Source organism: Paludibacter jiangxiensis (assembly GCF_001618385.1).
Lineage (GTDB): Bacteria > Bacteroidota > Bacteroidia > Bacteroidales > Paludibacteraceae > Microbacter > Microbacter jiangxiensis.
Genome location: NZ_BDCR01000004.1, coordinates 659,873 through 680,597, shown reverse-complemented (window position 1 = coordinate 680,597; position 20,725 = coordinate 659,873). Strand labels below are relative to the sequence as shown.

Genomic DNA, 20,725 nt, shown 5'->3' with positions numbered 1-20,725 from the left:
TATGCAACAGGAAAAAGGGATACAATCCGCACGTCTTTTGTCGTTGGACGCTCTTCGCGGCTTCGATATGATGTGGATTATCAGTGGCGAAATTATTATTCATGCATTGGCAAAAGTTTCCGGCGATCCCGTATCTCAATGGATGTCCGACCAGTTGCATCATACTCCGTGGAACGGATTCACCTTCTACGACATGATATTTCCGTTGTTTATCCTGATTGCGGGGGTATCGATGCCTTATTCTTACGGTAAAAAGCTGGAAGGGAAAGAGAATGAAGCTCTTAAAATTGCCAAACGACACGCATACAGAGATCTTATCAAACGAACATTGATTTTGATTGTGTGTGGTATGGTAGTGAATAAAGCTCTTCAATTCAACGGCTACGAACAAACCCGTTTTGCCAGCGTGCTCGGGCGTATCGCTTTGTCCTGTTTCTTTGCCGCTATTATTTTTATGAACTGCGGGTTGCGGACGCAGATTGTTATTTTTCTTACATTGCTGATAGGGTATTGGATTTTAATGATAACAGTGCCGGTACCGGGTTATGGTGCCGGAGATTTGACGAAGGAAGGAAATCTGGAGGGGTATTTCGATCGGCTCTTTTTGCCGGGTAAGTTGCACCGGGTGGTGTACGACCCGGAGGGAATTCTTTCGACCATCCCGGCTGTCGGAACAGCTATGCTGGGAGTATTCACCGGACAGTTTCTGCGCAGGGAATTTGCTTCCATTACACCGTTTAAGAAGAGCCTGATGATTGGCGGTGCCGGTGTGGTGCTGATGGGTCTTGGCCTGCTTTGGGATATTGTTTTCCCGATCAATAAAAATATGTGGACCAGTTCGTTCGTGCTTTTTGCCGGAGGCTTGAGTCTGGTGTTTCTATTCGTATTTTATCTGGTGATCGACGTGTGGGGCATGAAGAAATGGAGTATGCCTTTCGTTTGGATTGGCACCAATTCCATTCTTATCTACATGGCGGCTCATGGAGTAATCGACTTCAAATATACCTCTACTTTCCTGTTCGGAGGCATGGTTCAATCCTTGTCCGAAGCGTGGCAGGAGGTGTGGATTGGTACCGGAATGCTGGCATTGCAACTGGCCTTGCTTTATTTTCTGTACAAAAAGAGATGGTTTCTGAAAGTGTAGGTCATTGCCGGAAACTCGATTGTAAAGACGTTGCATGCAACGTCTCTACTGGCGGATCAAAAATCTATTGTACTAACCAAAATTGTATGTTTTTATGACAACTTTCAGAAACCTCTTTTTGTGTTTATTGCTTACAGCCGGATTAGTTGCTCAGGCTGCCGGTTTGTCTGTGGATGCCTCCCGGGCATTGATTAAACGCATAGTGCCTGCTCATGCCGACAAATTTATAGTGGAACCGTTGACTGATAATAATGGTAAAGACGGTTTTGAATTGTCGTCCCGCGGCAATAAAATTGTGTTGGCCGGTAACGACGGTGTTGCTGTAGCTTCAGCGCTTTATTACTACCTGAACGAATATTGCCATTGTCAGATTACCTGGAATGGCGTAAACATGAACCTTCCGGCACAATTGCCGAAGGTGGACAAAAAAATAACAAAATCATCTCCCTACGACTATCGCAACTATCTCAACTATTGTACCTACAACTATAGCATGAGCTGGTGGGACTGGAACCGATGGGAGAAGGAGATCGACTGGATGGCACTTCATGGCATCAACATGCCGCTGGCTATTACGGGTGAAGAATACGTGTGGAACGAAGTGTACAAGGAGATGGGTTTTACCAGCAAAGAATTAGAAAATTTCTTTTGTGGCCCGGCTTATTTTTCCTGGTTTTGGATGGGAAATCTGGACGGGTGGGGCGGCCCGCTGCCTCAGTCGTGGATGAACCGTCAGAAGGATCTTCAACTTAAAATTCTGCAACGCGAACGCGAACTGGGAATGAAGCCCGTGCTTTCCGCATTTACGGGGCACGTTCCGGCAGCTTTCAAAGAGCGTTTTCCCAATGCTAAACTGAAACAAACCAACTGGAACAATGGTTTTGCCGATACTTATATTCTCGATGCGGAAGATCCTTTGTTTGCCGAAATTGGCAAGAAATACCTCCAAAAACAGACTGCGTTGTTCGGCACCGATCACCTCTATTCTGCCGATACGTTCAACGAAAATGAACCGCCGTCCAACGAGCCGGAATTTCTTTCGAAACTGAGCGCCCGTGTGTACGAAGGGATGCGTCAGGCCGATCCTGAGGCAGTGTGGGTGATGCAGGGCTGGCTCTTCTTTAGCGATCGCAAGTTTTGGAATGCACCTCAGGTAAAGGCTCTGCTAGATGCTGTGCCCAACGATAAGATGATTCTGCTTGATTTGATTACCGAATACGAACCGGTGTGGAAACGCACTGAAGCTTACTACGGAAAGCCCTGGATATGGAACATGTTGCACAATTTCGGAGGTAATATCAGTCTCTTTGGGCAAATGGAGCGGGTGGCATCGCAACCGGCCGCCGCGCTTGCCGATAAAAATGCAGGCAAACTGAAAGGTATTGGGCTGACGATGGAAGCCATTGAGCAGACGCCGGTGTTGTACGAACTGATGATGGAGAATACCTGGCGCACGTCGGCTATTGATCTCGATCAATGGCTGAAATCGTATATCCGCAATCGCTATGGAAAGGGAACTGTCGCTTCTAATGCCGATATGTTTAAGGCTTGGCAGGTGCTAAAGAGTACTGTCTACAACGGCAAGGATATTCGCGATGGAGCCGAATCGATTCTGACCGGTCGCCCGACTTTTGATTCGGCTACCGTTTGGACCAAGACACGTCTTAACTACAAACGTGCGGATTTGATTCCGGCCTGGGATCTGTTTGTAAAAACGGCAGATGTCTATAAAAACAGCGACGGTTTCCGTTATGATCTGGTCGATCTGACCCGTCAGGTATTGGCCAATTATGCTCGTACGTTGCAGGTGAAGTGGATTAAGGCCTATCAGGACAGAGACCAGGTGGCGTTCAAAAGATACAGTGACACTTATCTGGAACTGATTAGTGATATGGATCGGTTACTGGCTACCCGCAGCGATTTTCTGTTGGGCAAATGGCTGGCAGATGCCCGTAGTTGCGGAACGACAGAATCGGAAAAAGCCCTTTACGAACGCAACGCCCGCGACCTGATTACGCTTTGGGGCGATGCCGACAGTCCTTTGCACGAATACTCCTGCCGCCAGTGGAGCGGGCTGCTCAATGATTTCTACAAAGTGCGCTGGCAGAAGTTTTTTGCCGAAACCGAAAAAGCAATGGCTGCGGGAAAAGAGATGGATGTGAAAGCCTTCGGGAAAGAGATCTCCCAATGGGAATGGCAGTGGGTAAACCAACACAAGGATTTTCCTACTCAGGTTTCGGGTAATAGTGTGTTAGAAGCCCAACGACTATACAAAAAATACAGAAATCAACTTATTAATCAATAGGAAATATGATACGAAGAACCTTGAAAAACGGATTGTGTGTCCTCATGCTATCATTACCGGTATGCTTGTTTGCTCAATTGAAGATAGTCAACGTTACCTCGTTAGGAGCGAAAGGTGACGGCGTTACAAAAAATACTGCGGTAATTCAAAAAGCGATTGATCAGGTTTCGGCTTCCGGTGGCGGACAGGTAATTATCCCTGCCGGACGTTTTGTAACCGGCGTTATAAAACTGAAATCGAACGTCGATCTTCATCTGGAGAAGGGTGCTTACCTGTTGGCCACAACCCAACGGATTGATTATGGCAAAGGACCGGCTTCGGCACTCATTGTTGCCGATAAGGCAGAGCATATAGCACTAACCGGTTATGGAGTTATTGATGGTCAAGCGGAAGGTGTGCTGAAAGATCTTCAGGTATTGCTTGAGGCCGGAGTCATACAGGACAAAGAATGGAAAACCGAAAACCCCTGGCATCAGGTGCGTTCGGCAGAAATTAATCGTCCTATGTTGATTAATTTTGAGGATTGTAACGATGTGCAGGTTCGCAATATTGAACTCAAAAACGGTTCGTGCTGGGTGCAACGTTATGAAAATTGCCGCGACATGGTATTCGACGGCATCAAAGTGGAAAGTAACACCTACTGGAATAACGACGGGATTGATCTGGTGGATTGTGTGAACGCGGTTATTACCAATAGTTTTTTCAATGCCGACGACGATGGCATTTGCCTTAAATCTGAAAAACGGAATCATTGCTGCGAGAATATTACGGTCGAAAATTGTATCGTTCGTTCGAGTGCCAATGCCGTGAAACTGGGTACAGCTTCTCATGGTGGTTTCAAAAATATCTCCATTCGCAACATAAAAGTATACGATACTTTCCGTTCTGCTGTGGCCATAGAGTCCGTTGATGGTGGCGTTTTGGAAAATATCGACGTAAACAACATCAAGGCTGTCAATACGGGCAACGCGTTTGTGGTTCGTCTCGGACATCGCAACAAAGACGAGGTTATCAGTCAGGTACGTAACATTTCCATCCGCAACATGACTGTAGAGGTGCCCAAAGAGAAGCCGGACAAAGGCTATCCGATGGAAGGCCCGGCCTTGCGCTATCCTCACAATGTATTTCCGTCTTCTGTGACCGGTCTTCCCGGCCATCCTGTGCAGAACGTAAAACTAGAGAATATTGAAATCGTTTATCCGGGCGGTGGAGACAAAAACGTGGCTTGTATAGCAATCGACTCTTTGGCGAAGGTTCCCGAAAATCCAGCCGGCTATCCTGAATTCTCGATGTTCGGCGAACTGCCTTCGTGGGCGTTTTACAGCCGCCACGTGGAAGGGTTGCAACTATCGAATGTGCGGGTTTCATACAAAGAGGAAGATTTTCGTCCTGCTTTTGTTTTTGATGACGTGAAACAGTTGCAGCTCGATAATGTCAACGTGATGAGCGGCAAAGCTGCTCCGGCATTGGTACTCAGCAACGTGAAAGGCTTCGATGCCCGTAATGTGCAGTTGCCTTTTGATAATGCAACGGGAATTGTGACGCTGAAATAGACATGAGTTATAAGTGACAAGTTGTAAGCAATAAGCAAACTACATTTAATGGATATGGTAAATCGTAAATTGTTGTTTATAAAATGTATGTATGTGTCAGTTTTTCTGGTGCTTGTCTCGTTTATAACATTTGCTCAACGTCCGGTCGATAAGGTTTATCCATGGCTTGACTCGGCTCATTCGCGTTGGTTCTATTTTTCATCGGCCTGCCGTCCATTCGGTATGGTGAGCCTGTTTCCCGATAACCGAACCGATGAGGACTGGGACAGCGGCTATCGCTATGAAGTGGACTCCATTCAGGATTTCAGTCATGTGCACGAATGGCAACTGGCAGGAGTCGCTGTTATGCCGGTAAGTTTTGACATGAGAGATAGGGCCAAGCTATTCAACGACTATTCATCACGTTTTTTGCATTCCAAGGAAACCGTTCGTCCGGGCTATCATTCCGTGTTTTTGGAAAAATACACGCTCCGAGCTGAATTGACTGCCACTAATCGGGTCGGTTTTCATCGGTACACGTTTCAGAACTCAAAACACCAAGGTATTATCTTTGACCTTGGGAAGCATCTCGGACCTTCGGATATTTCGGAAGGTGGCTTTGCGAAGGTCAACGATTACGAGATTCGCGGCTATGTGGTAAATGCGCCTACATTTCGCCGGAGTCGTAGTGCAACCGTCTATTTTTGTGCGGTGTTCAATCGCCCTGTCAAAGAAATTATCCTGCAGGAAGGAACCGAACAGCGAAACGGAATCAGCAAATGGAGTGGCAAAAAAGGGGTGGTTTTGCTCACCTTTGCCAACCAAACGAAAGCACCCTTGCTGATGAAGGTAGGCGTCTCTTACACCAGCGAAGAGGGTGCGGCTGAAAACCTGAAAGTGGAAGCTCCCGGTTGGAGTTTTGACACTGTTCGGAATGATGCCGAAAACCAGTGGAACAGCATGTTGTCGCGTATTCAGATTGAGGGGGGAACCGCTCTTCAGCAGCAGCGTTTTTATACAGACCTTTGGCATGCCATTCAGGGACGTCGCATAATCAGCGATGCCGATGGAAAATATACCGATTGTACCGGAGCCCAGCCGATAGTGCGTCAGTTGCCGTTGGATGCAAATGGAAAGCCGAAATTCAACATGTACAACTCCGATGCTTTCTGGGGTGCCCAATGGACATTGAATACGTTGTGGCAGCTGGTTTATCCCGAAGTAGCCGAAGAGTTTTGCAATTCGTTTGTGGAATATTACAAAAACGGAGGCCTGATTCCCCGTGGACCGTCGGGTGGAAATTACACCTACGTGATGACGGGAGCTTCGTCTACACCCTTTTTTGTGGCGGCCTGGCAAAAGGGAATCCGCGGATTCGATATCGAGACGGCTTACGCAGGGCTGAAAAAGAATCATCTGCCGGGTGGTATGATGAGTAAAATCGGCTATGAACACAACACTGCCAAAGGTGGCGGTCTGGAATTCTACATGGAGCATGGCTATGTGCCTTATCCGCTTTCGGATACCATTTACGGAATGCATCAGGACGGTGGTGCCATTACACTCGAAAATGCTTATCAGGACTGGTGTTTAGCGCAATTATCCAGGGCTTTGGGTAAAACGGAAGATGCGGCGTACTTTACCCGTCGTTCTGAAAACTACCGGAATATCTATAACGCGAAAGAACGGTTTATGGTTCCGAAAGATAAGCATGGCAACTGGCAAAAGCCGTTTGATCCGCTCATTACCAATAAAGGATTCGAAGAGGGTAACAGTGCCGAATATATCTGGTTTGTGCCGCACGATTTGCCGGGATTATTTTCCCTGATGGGAGGCGCCGATTCGGCAGTTACACGACTGAATAAACAGTTTGAAGTTTCCGAATGGCATCGTTTCTGCAACGAGCATCCGGAGATGGCAGAACCGGGGGTGGTGGAATTTGGTGCTGTAAAAGCACCATCGGCAGCCCGTAAATTTATCAACGATCAACGTACGTGGACCAACTATTCCAACCAGCCTGGCACGCAGATGGCATTTATTTTCAATTATGCAGGCGCTCCGTGGCTCACACAATACTGGAGTCGCATGGTGGTGGACAGCGCTTACAGTAAGGTGTCGCCTTACTATGGCTATAATGGTGACGAAGATCAGGGAATGATGGGTTCGCTCAGTGTTTTGATGAAACTGGGGATTTTTCAGATGACGGGCGGTTGTGAGGCGGATCCGAAATACGAACTGGGCAGTCCTCTGTTTCCAAAGGTAACGATCACGCTGAATCCGAAGTATTATAAGAGCAAACAGTTTGTTATTGAAACGGCACATAACAACAGTCAGTCGCCCTATATTCAATCGGTGTTGTTGAATGGAAAGCCAATGAATAAATTCTATTTCCGACATTCCGATATTGTGAATGGTGCGCATTTGCTGATTGATATGGGAGCCGAGCCTAATAAAAACTGGGGCAAAGAATGAAATATTCACCATTAAGTGATTAAGAGTGTAACGGAGATTGCTTAACTAGCTTAATGTCTTAATGGTTTGTTGTTGTAATCGTAATTAATTTACTTGCAAAATGAAACGTCTGTTGTTGATTTTGAACCTGCTGGGAGTTATTGCTTTTGGTCATAGTCTGTTGGCCGGAAACCATTTTCAATATGTCGATCCGTTTATCGGTACGGGCAAAGGGAAAGGTGGATTGGGAAACGTAACTATCGGACCGTCGTGTCCGTTCGGAATGATAAAGCCGGGGCCGGATAACAACAAGGGATCCAATAGCGGCTATTTGGCCGATACCTTGCAACCGATTTACGGCTTCAGTCAAACCCATGTGAGTGGCACCGGCGGAGGTCCGAAATACGGCAATATCACCGTAATGCCTTTCTCTGGCGATTTGGAATCCATCCTGCAAACTTCGTTGCGGACAAACGAAGTAGCCAAGGCCGGTTATTACAGTGTATTCCTCAAAAAATGGAATATCCGGACGGAGATTACCGTTTCGCCTAAAGTGGCTTTTTACCGCTTTGTGTACGGCAATAAAACGAAGTGTCTGGAAATAGATGCAGGTGATTTTCTGGGCGAGAAACCGATCCCCGATTCGCGCGAAGCCCAGCAATTTGTCGGCTCGGAGGTGCGGGTGGAGTCCGATTGTGCTGTTAGTGGCTATTCTCGCATTCGTGGTGGTTGGAACAATGGCGATGCCTACACGGTCTATTTTTATGCTGTTGCCGATCGCCCGTTTGTTCGTTTTAGTACCTGGAAGGGAACTAAATTGAGTAACGGAACAAAAGTACAGGTAGATACCGGAGAGAAAACCGGAGCTTTGCTTTATTTTGACGACACATTCGGAGATACCGTGCGGTTGAAAATTGCCATCTCGTTTATCAGTACGCAAAAAGCAAAGCAAAATCTCGAACAGGAGGTGCCGCACTGGAATTTTGAACAACTGCGTGCCGAAACGGAAAACCGCTGGGAGAATTTGCTGAAACGGATAGAAATTTCGGATGATGCCACTGCGGATCAGAAGAAGATGTTCTACACGGCTCTGTACCACACTCTGTTGATGCCGGTCGACCGCACGGGTGAGAATCCGAAATGGACATCCGATCAGCCTTATTACGATGATTTTTATGCCATTTGGGATACCTATCGTTCGTCGCATCCGCTCATTACGCTCATTGCCGAATCGCGACAAGTGGATATTGTAAAAGCGCTGCTCGATATTTACAAACGCGACGGTTATTTGCCCGATGCCCGCAGTGGAAACTGCAATGGTCGCACACAGGGCGGTTCCAATGCCGAGGTACTGATTGCCGATGCGTATGTGAAAGGTTTGAAAGGAATTGATTACGGCCTCGGGTTGCAGGCGATGCTGAAAGATGCTACTGTGCCTCCGGGTGGCAATGAAGAGAAAGAGGGCAGGGGAGGTCTTACCGATTACAACACTCTGGGCTATGTCTCCGATCGCTTTGTGCGGGCCGGAAATCGTACCCTCGAATATGCGTACGACGATTACTGCATTGCCCGCGTGGCCAAAGGGCTGAACCGTATGAGCGAATACCGTCGTTTTCTAAAACAGTCGAATAATTGGGAGAACCTGTGGCGTGATATTGAAGACCACGGTGCGAGGGGATTTATTATGCCCAAAGATGCTTCGGGGCGCTGGATTGACAGCATTCCCTGCGACATTGTGAACGGACAGCGGGAGTTCCTTTTGTACACTCCCACGGCGCAGGACTGGCCTAATTGTCTCTGTTGGTGGTGCGGGTTTTTCTACGAAGCTGGTTCGTGGGAATATTCACTGTCGGTGCCGCACAACGTGCCGGGATTGATTGAAAAAAGTGGTGGCAAAGAGCTGTTTAGTAAACGATTGGATACGTTGTTCGATAATGGCTTTTATAACGTGGGTAACGAACCTTCGTTCCTGACTTCGTGTCTTTATCACTGGATCGGTCGGCCCGACCTGAGTAGTGAACGTACTCGGAAAATCATTACCGACAATTATGATGCGACTTCCTGCGGCATTCCGGGCAACGACGATTCGGGCGCTATGTCGTCATGGCTCGATTTTCACATGATGGGACTTTATCCCAATGCCGGACAGTCGTATTACCTGATTACTTCGCCGTTTTTCCGCCAGACAAAAATGCACATGGAGAACGGCAAGACCTTTGTTATTACGGCCAAAAATCTTTCCGGGAAAAACCGTTTTGTCAAATCGGCGACTTTGAACGGGGTGAAATATGATAAGTCCTGGATTGAACATGCCGATGTGGCTGCAGGAGGTGAATTGTTGCTCGAAATGGGCGATAAACCTGCGCAATGGGGCGCAACGCAATTGCCGCCGTCAGGAGAATTTTAATGGCTCCGTCTACGAATTGTACTGAATTGAAATCCATTATTTTAAACAATCAGATATGTTTTGCAAGCGATACTTTTTATTGATTATTTTATCCCTGACAATGGTCGGTTTGGTACCGGCTCAAACCACACGCAAGCAGTCAGCTCAACTCGAACGACCTAAGTTGGTGGTGGGCATTGTGGTAGACCAGATGCGATGGGATTACCTTTACCGTTATTACAACAAATATGTAGAAGGTGGTTTCAAACGTTTACTTAACGAGGGGTTTTCGTGTGAGAATACCATGCTTAACTATATTCCCTCGATAACAGGAGTTGGACATGCTTCTATTTTTACCGGTTCTGTTCCCTCCATTCACGGTATTGCCGGCAATTCGTGGGTTGATCCGGTATCGGGTAAATCGGTTTATTGTACGGACGATTCCACTGTCGATGCAGTAGGTGTTGCTTCTTCGCCGAAAGGCAAAATGTCACCACGCAACCTGATGGCAACCACTATTACAGACGAATTGCGCATGGCTACCAATTTTCAGTCGAAAGTGGTGGGTGTTTCGCTCAAAGACAGGGCTGCCATTTTGCCTGCCGGACATAATCCGACCGCAGCTTTCTGGTTCGACGAAGCCAGCGAACAATTTATTACAAGTAACTACTATCTGCAACAATTGCCTGAATGGGTGAAGCTGTTTAATGCAACAAAACCGGTGGAGAAACTGATTGAAAATGGCTGGAACACATTGCTGCCGATCAATCAATATACAGAAAGTACACCGGACGATTCGCCCTGGGAGGGATTGTTGAAAGGGGCCGAAAAACCTGTCTTTCCATATGATTTGAAAAAGGCCTTTGCTCAGGATCGTAGTTCGTTTGAGCAGACGCCTTTCGGAAATACCCTGACCTTGCAGTTTGCCCGCGCAGCAGTTGACGGTTATCAACTGGGACAAGGCGGCACTACCGATTTTCTGACAATTAACTGTGCTTCGACCGACCATGCGGCTCATTTGTACGGTCCGAATTCAATAGAACTGGAAGATGTATATCTGCGCCTCGATCGCGACCTGACATCATTCTTCATCTATCTGGACACGAAAGTCGGCAAGGGTAATTATCTGGTCTTCCTTACAGCTGACCATGCCGGAGCAAATTCGGAAGGCTATTTAGCAGCGCATAAGATGCCGACTGGTCTGCTGGATGAAGGCATCGCAGGAACTCTTAAGAAAAGAGTGGAAAAAGAGTTTGGATCAGATAAGCTGATTGCCCGTGTTGGTACTTTTCAGGTTTCGTTCAACAATCATCTGGTAGATAGTTTGCAGATCGACAGGGAAAAACTGAAAGCTTTTGTCGTCGAGTTTCTGAAACGTCAGGAGGGTATTTTGTATGTCGCCGATCAGGATAAACTGGCTGTCAGTTCGATTCCTGAACCCATCAAAACAATGGCGATAAACGGCTATAATCCCCAACGGAGTGGGTCCGTGGTTTTTATTCCTCAGGCCGGATGGACACCCTCTTCGTATACAAAAGGTGCGAATCACAGTCTTTGGAATCCGTATGATACGCATATTCCATTGCTGTTTATGGGTTGGAAGATCAAACACGGAGCATTGAATCGGAGAGTAAATATAACGGATATTGCAGCCACGGTTGCCGCTTTGTTACACATTCAGATGCCAAGCGGATGTGTGGGATTGCCGGTAACGGAAGTAACGGACGGAAAATGATAAATCATAAATAGTTGCCGGTTCATAAAAGCAGAGGCTGTCTCAAATTCAATTGAGGCAGCCTCTTTCGTCGATTCAAGCGAAGAGTCCAGTCTTAATAATATTATCTTGAGACGATAAATTTGCCTGAATTGTAGTAGGTCTCACAAACTAATCTATAAGTATATAAACCTAAAGGAAGAGTTGTGGAACATTGAATAATTGTTTCCTGATCAGCAATAGCTTCTTTGTCGGTTAGCCTTGTTATTTCAAATCCTGTTGTGTTATAGATGACAATAGTAACCCTTCCGGAATATTTTGGCGTAAACTTGAAATTAACCATAGAGCTTCCCGGTGTTTGATAAACAACAACTTTCATCGGATGATCTTCCGTCGTGATTATCCCGGTAGGTAAATTAATGTGGTCTGTTATTGTGCCCGAATCGCTATTGTAGTTGCTGTTTCCTGCAAATGACCAGGTGTCGGTATATGTATCTACCGCTGTATGTCTGGTCAAAGTCAGGTCAAGCAGATTGCTCAGATCTTCACCAACTACCCCGGTAGCAGTACCTGTTGCAATATGTTCATTGTTGTCGAATTTGACATCGTAAGGAACAACAGCGATCGTGGCATTGGCTTTGGAAATGGTAAAATTGAACGGTACAGATGATGCTCCGCTGTAATTTTCGTCGGCAGCAAGAGTTGCCACAACCTGATACGAGCCAGCATTAGTCGGTGGTGTCGAACTTTCACTGTATGAGGTTGAGCCGGTACCTTTGTATGCATAAGAAACAGTTCCGGTGGAACCGGTGTGTGTTGATGTTGCCGGACCTTGCGGAGAACCAGTGTAGGTGAAGCTATTGGCGCCTGTTATGGTAATTGAGGAAGTGGCAGAAGTTATCGTTAGTAAAGCTCCTGTAAAGTTTATCGAATAATTACTGCTCAGCGCTAAGCTACCTTGTCTGATTGCATAACTACCCACACTTTCTCCGGCATCACGAATCAGCGTCCCGCTGAACGCGTCACTACCTGCCAGTTCAGGAGAATTTATAAACGTAAGTGCAGGATCCGGAACACCATGCATTTTGCTCTGTGCGTTTGCGGTTACAGAAATCCTTTTGGTTGTTACCGTCAGCGTGTTCTCAGTTTTGGTGATGTTGTAATTCGGATTGCTTCCCAACGTTACCGAGATGGGATAATCGCCAATTCCGGACAGTTTTACAGCTGTAGTAGCCAGCGAGTAATTTACAGCATCTCCACCTTGGACAGCACCCGTAATTACAGATGTCAGTGTCGGATTGTCTTCTCCGTATGCTTTGGAGAGATGATCTGCTGTGATGGTGACGTCTTTTGCGTTTACCGTCAGCGTATTGTCGGTTTTGGTGATGTTGTAGTTCGGATTACTACCTAATGTAATCGAAACAGGATAATCACCAACATCGGAAAGTTTTACAGCCGTTGTAGCCAGCGAGTAATTTACTGCATCGCCGCCAGTAACTGTGCCAGTAACCACCGCCGTCAGCGTAGGATTGTTATCTCCGTAAATTTTGGAGAGATGGTTTGCCGTGATGGATGCTGCTTTACCGCTTACAGTTAGTATATTGTCAGTTTTGGTGATATTGTAGTTTGGATTGCTTCCTAACGTTACCGAGATGGGATAATCACCAACGGCGGAAAGTTTTACAGCTGTTGTAGCCAATGAGTAATTTATGGCATCTCCACCTTCGACAGCACCGTTGACCGTGGCAGTTAGTGTCGGGTTATCATTCCCGTACGTTTTTGAGAGATGATCTGCTGTTACAGTTACGTTCTTTTGATTAATAGAAAATGCAAATGGCACAGATGAAGCTCCATAATAGTTGTCATCAGCGACAAGAGTTGCAATAACCTGGTAAGTGCCGGTATTAGTCGGTGGTGTTGAGCTGTTCTTGTAATATGTTGCCCCGGTGCCTCTATATTTATAGGTTACGGCTCCGCTTGATCCTGTTTTTGAATAATTGTCAGGCCCCTGCTGATTGCCATTGTAAGTAAATGTCGCCGAGCCTACAACTGAAATGCTGGAGGAAGCTTTATTAATAGTAAGCAGAGCTTCGGTGAAAGTTAGAAGATAATTATTGCTCAAAGCTAAATCTCCCTGCCTGATTGTATATGTACCCACATTTTCTCCTGCGTCACGAACTAATGCCCCACTAAAAGCATCGCTACCTACCAATGCCGGCGAATTTGTAAACGTAAGAGTCGGATCCGGATCGCCATACGATTTGCTCTGTGCATTTGCAGTTACAGAAATGCTCTTGGTTGTAATTGTCAATGTATTGTTAGTTTTTGTGATGTTGTAGTTCGGATTGCTTCCTAACGTTATTGATATAGGATAATCACCAACCCCGGACAGTTTTACGGCTGTAGTAGCCAGCGAATAGTTCACAGCATCTCCACCTGCTAAAGCACCTGTAACCACAGCCGTCAGTGTCGGGTTATCATCTCCATAAGTTTTTGTAAGATGGTCAGCTGCGATGGTTACGTCTTTTGCGTTTACCGTCAGCGTATTGTCTGTTTTGGTAATGTTGTAGTTTGGATTGCTTCCCAATGTTATCGAAATAGGATAATCGCTGACCCCGGAAAGTTTTACGGCTGTGGTAGTCAATGAGTAATTTACGGCATCACCACCCTCTACAGCGCCTGTAACAACAGCTGTCAGCGTCGGGTTATCATCTCCATAGGTTTTGGAGAGATGGTCAGCTGCTATTGTTATCTCTTTGGCGTTTACTGTCAGCGTGTTGTCGGTTTTGGTAATATTGTAGTTCGGATTGCTGCCCAACGTTACCGAGATGGGATAATCACCGACCCCGGAAAGTTTTACAGCTGTTGTTGCCAATGAATAATTCACAACATCTCCGCCTTCAATGGCACCTGTCACCACAGCTGTCAGCGTAGGATTATCATCCCCGTACGTTTTTTCAAGATGACCGGCTGTTACGGTTACATCTTTTTTGTTGATGGTAAAGGCAAGCGGAGCAGATGTGGCTTCCAGATAATTTTCATCGGTAGCCACTGTTGCTACAACCTGATATGTTCCTGCATTGATAGGCGGTGTAGTGCTTTCCGGATAACTGGTCGATCCGGTTCCACTGTATTTATATGACTTAGTGCCTGTCGATCCGGTCACGTCAGCAGAAGCAGGCCCCTGAGGTGAATTGTTGTATGTATAGGTTGTTTCTCCTGTAGCCGTTATAGTTGAAGGTAACTTCATTACAGCGATATTGAGAAAATCTTTCCATTGGAGTGCATTTTGATAGTCGCTTTTCTTGAAAGGAGGCACATATAGTGTACAGGTTGAGGTGCTTACTCCCAGAAAAACATCTTTGGAAGTGCTCAGGTCTGCCGGAGTTTGAGGATAGGCATACAATCCCGTCAGTGCCGAACATTGGTAAAAAGCAGAATCTCCGATAGTAGTAACGGTGGATGGTATTTTAATAGTTTGCAGATTGTTGCAATTGAAAAACGTGTTTTTCAAAAGAGCAGGGAGCGATGTTTGGCTTAGATCTACAGTGGTTAAGGCAAAGCAATTGTAAAATACATCATATCCAAGATAATTTACTGTTGATGGAATTGTAATGGACGGTAAATGCTGGCAATTTTTAAAAACATTGTTGTATATCGCCGTTACCGAAGATGGAATAGTAACAGAAACAAGATTATAACATGCTGCAAATGTCCAGTTGTCAATATGATTGATTGACGATGGTATATTTACAGCTGGCAAACTGTGGCAATGTACAAAAGCTCCCACACCCAATGAAGTCAGAGAGGAAGGAAGGTTCGGATCAACAATCAACGAGTGGCAGTCTGCAAATGTCCAGCTTCCGATTGATTGCAACGACGCCGGAAGGTTGATTGTAGCCAGGTAGTAGCAACCGTAAAAGGCATAGTCACCTAATGCTGTCACAGAGGCTGGCAAAATCACTTGTGTCAGGCTCAACTTTCCTGTTTTGGGTATTGAGAAATAAAAGGCTTCATCCGGTATTTTATTCCCGTCGATGGTAGCTCCGCTTAAATCGATGACCGATAGCGCAGTGATTTCATCTCTCATGGTGAGAAAATCAGCAGCATTGACGGAGCCATTGATGGTGAGATTTGTAACCGTTGTGAAATCTTCGGGAGCTAATGCATCATGCAACCCTCCGGCACTTATCGTAACAGTCTTGTAGACTTGTGCGTTGATTCCTATAGCAAAAACAATGCTAAAAAGTAGAAATGTTATTTTTTTCATAGCTTTGAGTATTAGATTCTTCATACTAAGTATGAAGATGTAGCTCGTTTTTAGAGACAGTTGAATTGGTCATTTTTTAATGTTTTTATTCCAATCATTAATGGTAAAATGATACTAACGGATAATGGCAAGTAGCGTTTTGGCAATAATTCTCAGATCATTTTTTAGTGACATTCGTTCAATGTATTGAAGGTTAATTGATAACTTTTCAGGAATTAGCTTCTCGATGTAGAATTTTTCGGGATCAGGGGAAGCCGCAATCATTTCATTTTCATCCTTCAGTAAAATGGATGCCGGATCCGTAATACCCGGACGAACCGATAGCACGTCTTTTTGTCGTTGTGAGTATAGCTGTGTGTATTTCGGAACTTCGGGACGTGGGCCAACCAGACTCATTTCTCCTTTTAAGACATTGATTAGCTGTGGCAATTCATCGATTTTATATTTTCGGAGATAATAGCCTGTTCGTGTTACTCTGTTGTCATGCAGTCCTATTGTTAGTAAAGATGATTTATCTGCGTTGACAATCATGGTGCGAAATTTGAGTATGTCGAATGGTATGCCGCCTTTGCCGGTTCGGGGTTGCCGGTAAAACACAGGTCTCCCCGAATCGGTCAGAATTAGCAGGACGATTATCAGAAACAGAGGGCTTAACAATATAAGCCCTAAAAGAGACAGAACAATATCAACTTTCCGTTTCAGATAATATTCATGATGGGTTGCGGGTGCCATTTGTGTACAATTTTGTTGTATGCTTCAACAAGAGTAGCGACTACAAAATCTATCTGATCGTTTGTGAGTTGTGGATATACAGGCAATGAAATTTCTCGCGTGTAATTGTCGTATGATTCAGGATAATTCCGGATTTTATACCCCAGGTGCATGAACACCGTTAACATGGGCATTGGAATGAAATGAACATTTACCGACACTTCATGAGTCGCAATTTCGGCTATTATCTTATTGCGTTGTTGCAGGGTGATATCCCGTATTCGCAGCGGATACAGATGGTAAGCTGAAGTTTGCACCTCATTGTCGAATGGAGGTGGAAGTGCCCATTCATAAGGTTGTAGCAACATGTTGTAACGGACATATATCCGGCGGCGTTCGTCCAGTAAAGCGTCGTATTTACGAAGTTGAGCAAGAGCAATAGCCGCATTGACATCAGGCATATTGATTTTCATACCCTGGAATAAAATATCGTATTCCCAGGAGCCGGGCTGAGTTTTTGCCAATGCATCTTTCGACTGACCGTAGATAGTCATGATGCGAAAGTGCTTGTACAGCTCGTCGTTATTGAAAGGCTCCGGCAAGTTGAGGCAAATCATGCCACCTTCGGCGGAAGTGATATTTTTGACGGCATGTAGCGAAAAAATAGTGATGTCGCACAACGAACCGACACGCTTTCCCTCCTGAGTAGCGCCAAGAGAATGTGCCGCATCTGCAATAATCATAATGCGTCCCAGAAGTCGTTGTACAGGCGATGTTGGGGTGAAAATGGCTTTTGCCCAGTCTTCGTTTATGTAGTGTTGAATGGCTTCGTAATCACAAGCCCAACCTCCAATATCAACAGGAATGATTGCTTTTGTTCGGGGAGTGATTGCTTTGGATATGGCTTCGGTTGAAATAGTGAGATCGGGGTCTATATCCACCATTACCGGAGTTCCTCCCGCTTCTAAAACGGCAAGTGCCGTTGCGCAATAGGTGTAGGCCGGAACGATGACCTCGTCTCCCGGTTTTAATCCCAGCCACCGTAATACCATAATGGCGCCGGATGTCCATGAATTGACGGCAACAGCATGTGTTACTCCGACATAGTTTGCAAAAGCGTCTTCCAATGCTTTCACTTTTGGACCGGTGGTAATCCATCCGGACGTCAAAGTATCGACCACTTCCGTAATTACATCATGGTCGATGTACGGGGGTGAAAATAGAACTTTCATGTTTTTTTCTCTTTAGATTAATTGATCGGTCTGAATGTCAACAATGAACTCGTTTGTTTTGTGTTTTTCGACCCCCAACCCCCCAATATGGGGGCTTTTGTGTTGTAAAATGATGAAATTTTCTCATTTTGCGATCCAATTCCTCCCCATTTAGGGGAGGTTAGGAGGGGTCAATCAGTACAATAAACCAAACATCATGTCCACTAATAGTCAAGATAAATTCTTTCTTCGCGTAGCTAAATTACATAGCTATTATTGTCGTTTTTTATCTGTTTGTTAATGCGTTAAAGTTGCTGTGAATAAGTAACTTAAATATGCCAACCAGGTATCCCCAACCATAACTGATATGCATGACAAAAAATACCCATGGAATCATTAGCAATAGTCCTTTCGGGTGACGTTTTTCTATTTTGTTTTGTGCAAAGCCAAGGGCCGTAGCAAAGTATAATCCTATGAAACAGATGTAAACCCACAAAAAAGCGTTTGCCCGGAAAGCCATTGCGCCACCCACGAGTAATCCCAATAAAAAAAGTAGCGGGAAAAACTGCCTGATGGTAGCCGGCTTGCCGTTCTTTTTATTGACCAATGGTTTGAATAAGCCGTATTGATAAAACATTTTTGCGATTTTACTTACTTCGTCCCGCGGGTAGTAAATCACTTTTATATCTGGTATCAGAACTATTTTTCCGCCGTTTTTGATGATCCTTGCGTTAAATTCATCATCCTGATTGCGAATAAGTTCCTCGTCAAACATGCCGATGCGGCTAAACAATTCGCGATGAAAACATCCGAACGGAACCGTGTCTACTTCCTTCAATTTGTCGGTTCCTATGCGGCAGTAGGAATTGCCTACGCCGAAGCGGGAACTAACCGCCATTGCTATGGCATTTGCTATTAATGAATTGTTTAACGGGAGACTCCTGATAACAACACCAACGTTGTCAGCCTGTGTTTCGATTAGATTGGTAACCAGAATGCGGAAATAATCCGGGGGGTATGTTGCGTGCGCATCCAGTCTGATAATGATGCTGCCCGTTGTGGCACGAATGCCGATATTCAATGCCGACGGCGCGCTTTTTTTCGGGTTGTCAATCATCCTGATATATGAATATTGACGGGTATATCGGATAATAATGTCCCTGGTGCCGTCATTGCTCATGCCATCAACGAACACAACCTCCATCTTGTCTTTTTCGTAAGAGGAAGAAACAACGGATTCAAGACACTGTGTGATGTTTGGCCGTTCGTTATACGTAGGACATATTACAGAAATGCTTTCCATAATGTTACATTTTGGACAATATTTCCGACCTGATGCGTAGGTAGTTATCGCCTAACAAACTTTTTACAACCGTGAGAATGTGCCATTTGATCGATTTCAGGCAACGTACATAAGAGTGTTTTAGAAATATATTGATAACGTGCCGTTCATTCATGCTACACGTAACCGGATACCGACCAATGAATGTCATGCCCGCAATAGCTTCCTGCCGTGTCGTTGGAATTGATGTGAAGACCTTGTGTATTCCGCATGAACTCAACTGCTTGATTATTGATTCGGAAATATAACCGCCCGGTAATGATGCGTAAACAACCTGATCCTGAATGATTTCCTGTAGGCATGTAACCGACTTTTCCCATTCCTGTTCTATTGTTTTTTCATCGCATTTCGATAAATTGGCAGGGTGCGTATGTGAATGAGTGCCAATGATATGACCATTGTGATGCAGGTTTGCCACTTCGTCGCGTGTCATAAACCCGTCAGTGTCGAGATAGTGTGTGGAAACGAAGAAGTATCCTTTCAGTCCGTGTACATCCAGTATCGGCGCAATAAATTTGCTGAACGAACTTCCTCCGTCGTCGAACGTAAACATCACTCTGGAAAGAGGAATTTCTTTTGCCCGGCAATGATCTACAACCGCTTTCACCTGCTTCTCAAAATCACAAAGTCTGACCTTGTATTTTTGAGACCCCGCGTTTTGCAGTCCGCTTTCGTGTGGAGTCTCCAGATAAACATCGTGATACATGAGAGCAATTGTTTTCATACTAAACCTGTCGACCTGAAAAACCTGATTCTGCACGATAAAATAATTTCTTCACAGCACTACCTCCCAATACAATTTCCAGTAGGCTCCGCAATAGATACAGCAGTATGGCGGATGGTTTTGCATACCACGGATATACCATGCGGATAAACCGTGTCAAATAAACCGGATTGGAGGGCGACTTGACCGAAAAGAGAGAGACAACACGTTTCCTGAGACTTGTTTTTTTGTAGTAAACATCGTTGCCTGTGTTGTGCGTGTCAACTTCAATAGTAATATTGGTTGCTATAAATGCCTTATAACCGAATCGACTTAGCCTTGCCGTAAATTCGTAATCGCTGCAATAGTGAGGCAGCCTTTCTTCCGAAGTAATCCCTGCTTGTTGCAGAGCCTCAAGCGGAAACATGATACAACGTGTCGGTAGAAAGTCTACCGGAATTAATTGATCTTTTGGTAATAATGAGGTATTGCTGCCTGCAAGTGGATGCCGGTTTTGTGTAAAACTCCACGAAAGGACTTGCACGCCGCTTGAAATAATTTGACCATTGGAGACCGTAACCACTCCAAGTTGGCAAGGCGGTAAAATCTTAGCTTCGTTCAGAAATGATTGGAGAATGTCGTATGAAAATACGATGTCGGCATTCATCAGGAAAACGTATGCCGGACGAGGCTCTGATTCCAGAATGTGCCGCAAGCCGACGTTTACCAATCCGGCCCAGTAAAGAGAGGGGTTACCTGCCTTTTCTATGATTCGCGAGTCACTGCAATCTCTTAACCACTGACTGGTTTCATCATTAGGATTGCCATTCACAATGATGATGTCAATGTTTTCGTCTCTGATGTTGTCGAAACTATGAATCAGAGTTTTGATTTTTTCCGTTTCCCTGAAAGTGGGAATGACAAAGGAAGCAGTTCGCATATGATAATCTTAAATC

General features: G+C 45.3%; 12 protein-coding genes. 6 read left to right on the top strand and 6 right to left on the bottom strand.

Features of this window, described 5'->3' with window-relative positions; genetic code table 11:
- Window position 1: 1 nt before the first annotated feature.
- From PJIAN_RS12960 to pafA, 6 genes are all read left to right on the top strand, one after another.
- Window positions 2–1,144, top strand: a complete 1,143-nt coding sequence (locus tag PJIAN_RS12960) for an acyltransferase family protein (protein ID WP_068705733.1) — start codon at window positions 2–4, stop codon at window positions 1,142–1,144.
- Between the two features lie 94 nt (window positions 1,145–1,238).
- Window positions 1,239–3,449 (top strand): alpha-N-acetylglucosaminidase, encoded by a 2,211-nt coding sequence (locus tag PJIAN_RS12955; RefSeq protein ID WP_068705731.1) that lies wholly within the window; start codon window positions 1,239–1,241, stop codon window positions 3,447–3,449.
- Between the two features lie 5 nt (window positions 3,450–3,454).
- Window positions 3,455–5,002: a glycoside hydrolase family 28 protein gene (locus PJIAN_RS12950; RefSeq protein ID WP_068705729.1), complete on the top strand. Its 1,548-nt coding sequence runs from the start codon at window positions 3,455–3,457 to the stop codon at window positions 5,000–5,002.
- A gap of 48 nt (window positions 5,003–5,050) precedes the next feature.
- Window positions 5,051–7,453, top strand: a complete 2,403-nt coding sequence (locus tag PJIAN_RS12945) for a GH92 family glycosyl hydrolase (protein ID WP_369691203.1) — start codon at window positions 5,051–5,053, stop codon at window positions 7,451–7,453.
- Window positions 7,454–7,553: 100 nt separating this feature from the next.
- Window positions 7,554–9,839 carry a GH92 family glycosyl hydrolase gene (locus PJIAN_RS12940; RefSeq protein WP_068705725.1) on the top strand — a complete coding sequence of 762 codons (2,286 nt, stop codon included), beginning with the start codon at window positions 7,554–7,556 and terminating at the stop codon, window positions 9,837–9,839.
- 55 nt (window positions 9,840–9,894) lie between these two features.
- The gene (gene pafA, locus PJIAN_RS12935; protein WP_068705723.1) at window positions 9,895–11,553 is read left to right on the top strand and encodes an alkaline phosphatase PafA; all 1,659 of its coding nucleotides are present in this window, start codon (window positions 9,895–9,897) and stop codon (window positions 11,551–11,553) included.
- A 103-nt stretch (window positions 11,554–11,656) separates the two neighbouring features.
- Here pafA and PJIAN_RS12930 read toward each other — a convergent pair whose 3' ends face one another.
- From PJIAN_RS12930 to PJIAN_RS12905, 6 genes are all read right to left on the bottom strand, one after another.
- A complete protein-coding gene (locus tag PJIAN_RS12930; protein WP_172795615.1) occupies window positions 11,657–15,802 on the bottom strand; it encodes an MBG domain-containing protein in 4,146 nt (1,381 codons plus the stop codon).
- A gap of 114 nt (window positions 15,803–15,916) precedes the next feature.
- The gene (locus PJIAN_RS12925; protein WP_084252437.1) at window positions 15,917–16,504 is read right to left on the bottom strand and encodes a sugar transferase; all 588 of its coding nucleotides are present in this window, start codon (window positions 16,502–16,504) and stop codon (window positions 15,917–15,919) included.
- Window positions 16,501–17,745 carry a DegT/DnrJ/EryC1/StrS family aminotransferase gene (locus PJIAN_RS12920; RefSeq protein ID WP_068705718.1) on the bottom strand — a complete coding sequence of 415 codons (1,245 nt, stop codon included), beginning with the start codon at window positions 17,743–17,745 and terminating at the stop codon, window positions 16,501–16,503. Before PJIAN_RS12920 ends, PJIAN_RS12925 begins: the two co-directional genes overlap by 4 nt.
- 265 nt (window positions 17,746–18,010) lie before the next feature.
- Window positions 18,011–19,027, bottom strand: coding sequence for a glycosyltransferase family 2 protein (locus PJIAN_RS12915; protein ID WP_068705716.1), 1,017 nt, complete (start codon window positions 19,025–19,027; stop codon window positions 18,011–18,013).
- Between the two features lie 4 nt (window positions 19,028–19,031).
- Window positions 19,032–19,790 (bottom strand): polysaccharide deacetylase family protein, encoded by a 759-nt coding sequence (locus tag PJIAN_RS12910; protein WP_068705714.1) that lies wholly within the window; start codon window positions 19,788–19,790, stop codon window positions 19,032–19,034.
- A gap of 1 nt (window position 19,791) precedes the next feature.
- The gene (locus PJIAN_RS12905; RefSeq protein ID WP_068705712.1) at window positions 19,792–20,709 is read right to left on the bottom strand and encodes a glycosyltransferase family 2 protein; all 918 of its coding nucleotides are present in this window, start codon (window positions 20,707–20,709) and stop codon (window positions 19,792–19,794) included.
- Window positions 20,710–20,725 lie beyond the last annotated feature (16 nt).

What these genes read in the sequence shown, in the direction of transcription:
- PJIAN_RS12960 (WP_068705733.1), top strand. Translation starts at nt 2, where the DNA reads ATGCAACAGGAAAAAGGGATACAATCCGCACGTCTTTTGTCGTTGGAC.
- PJIAN_RS12955 (WP_068705731.1), top strand. Translation starts at nt 1,239, where the DNA reads ATGACAACTTTCAGAAACCTCTTTTTGTGTTTATTGCTTACAGCCGGA.
- PJIAN_RS12950 (WP_068705729.1), top strand. Translation starts at nt 3,455, where the DNA reads ATGATACGAAGAACCTTGAAAAACGGATTGTGTGTCCTCATGCTATCA.
- PJIAN_RS12945 (WP_369691203.1), top strand. Translation starts at nt 5,051, where the DNA reads ATGGATATGGTAAATCGTAAATTGTTGTTTATAAAATGTATGTATGTG.
- PJIAN_RS12940 (WP_068705725.1), top strand. Translation starts at nt 7,554, where the DNA reads ATGAAACGTCTGTTGTTGATTTTGAACCTGCTGGGAGTTATTGCTTTT.
- pafA (WP_068705723.1), top strand. Translation starts at nt 9,895, where the DNA reads ATGTTTTGCAAGCGATACTTTTTATTGATTATTTTATCCCTGACAATG.
- PJIAN_RS12930 (WP_172795615.1), bottom strand. Translation starts at nt 15,802, where the DNA reads ATGAAAAAAATAACATTTCTACTTTTTAGCATTGTTTTTGCTATAGGA.
- PJIAN_RS12920 (WP_068705718.1), bottom strand. Translation starts at nt 17,745, where the DNA reads ATGAAAGTTCTATTTTCACCCCCGTACATCGACCATGATGTAATTACG.
- PJIAN_RS12915 (WP_068705716.1), bottom strand. Translation starts at nt 19,027, where the DNA reads ATGGAAAGCATTTCTGTAATATGTCCTACGTATAACGAACGGCCAAAC.
- PJIAN_RS12910 (WP_068705714.1), bottom strand. Translation starts at nt 19,790, where the DNA reads ATGAAAACAATTGCTCTCATGTATCACGATGTTTATCTGGAGACTCCA.
- PJIAN_RS12905 (WP_068705712.1), bottom strand. Translation starts at nt 20,709, where the DNA reads ATGCGAACTGCTTCCTTTGTCATTCCCACTTTCAGGGAAACGGAAAAA.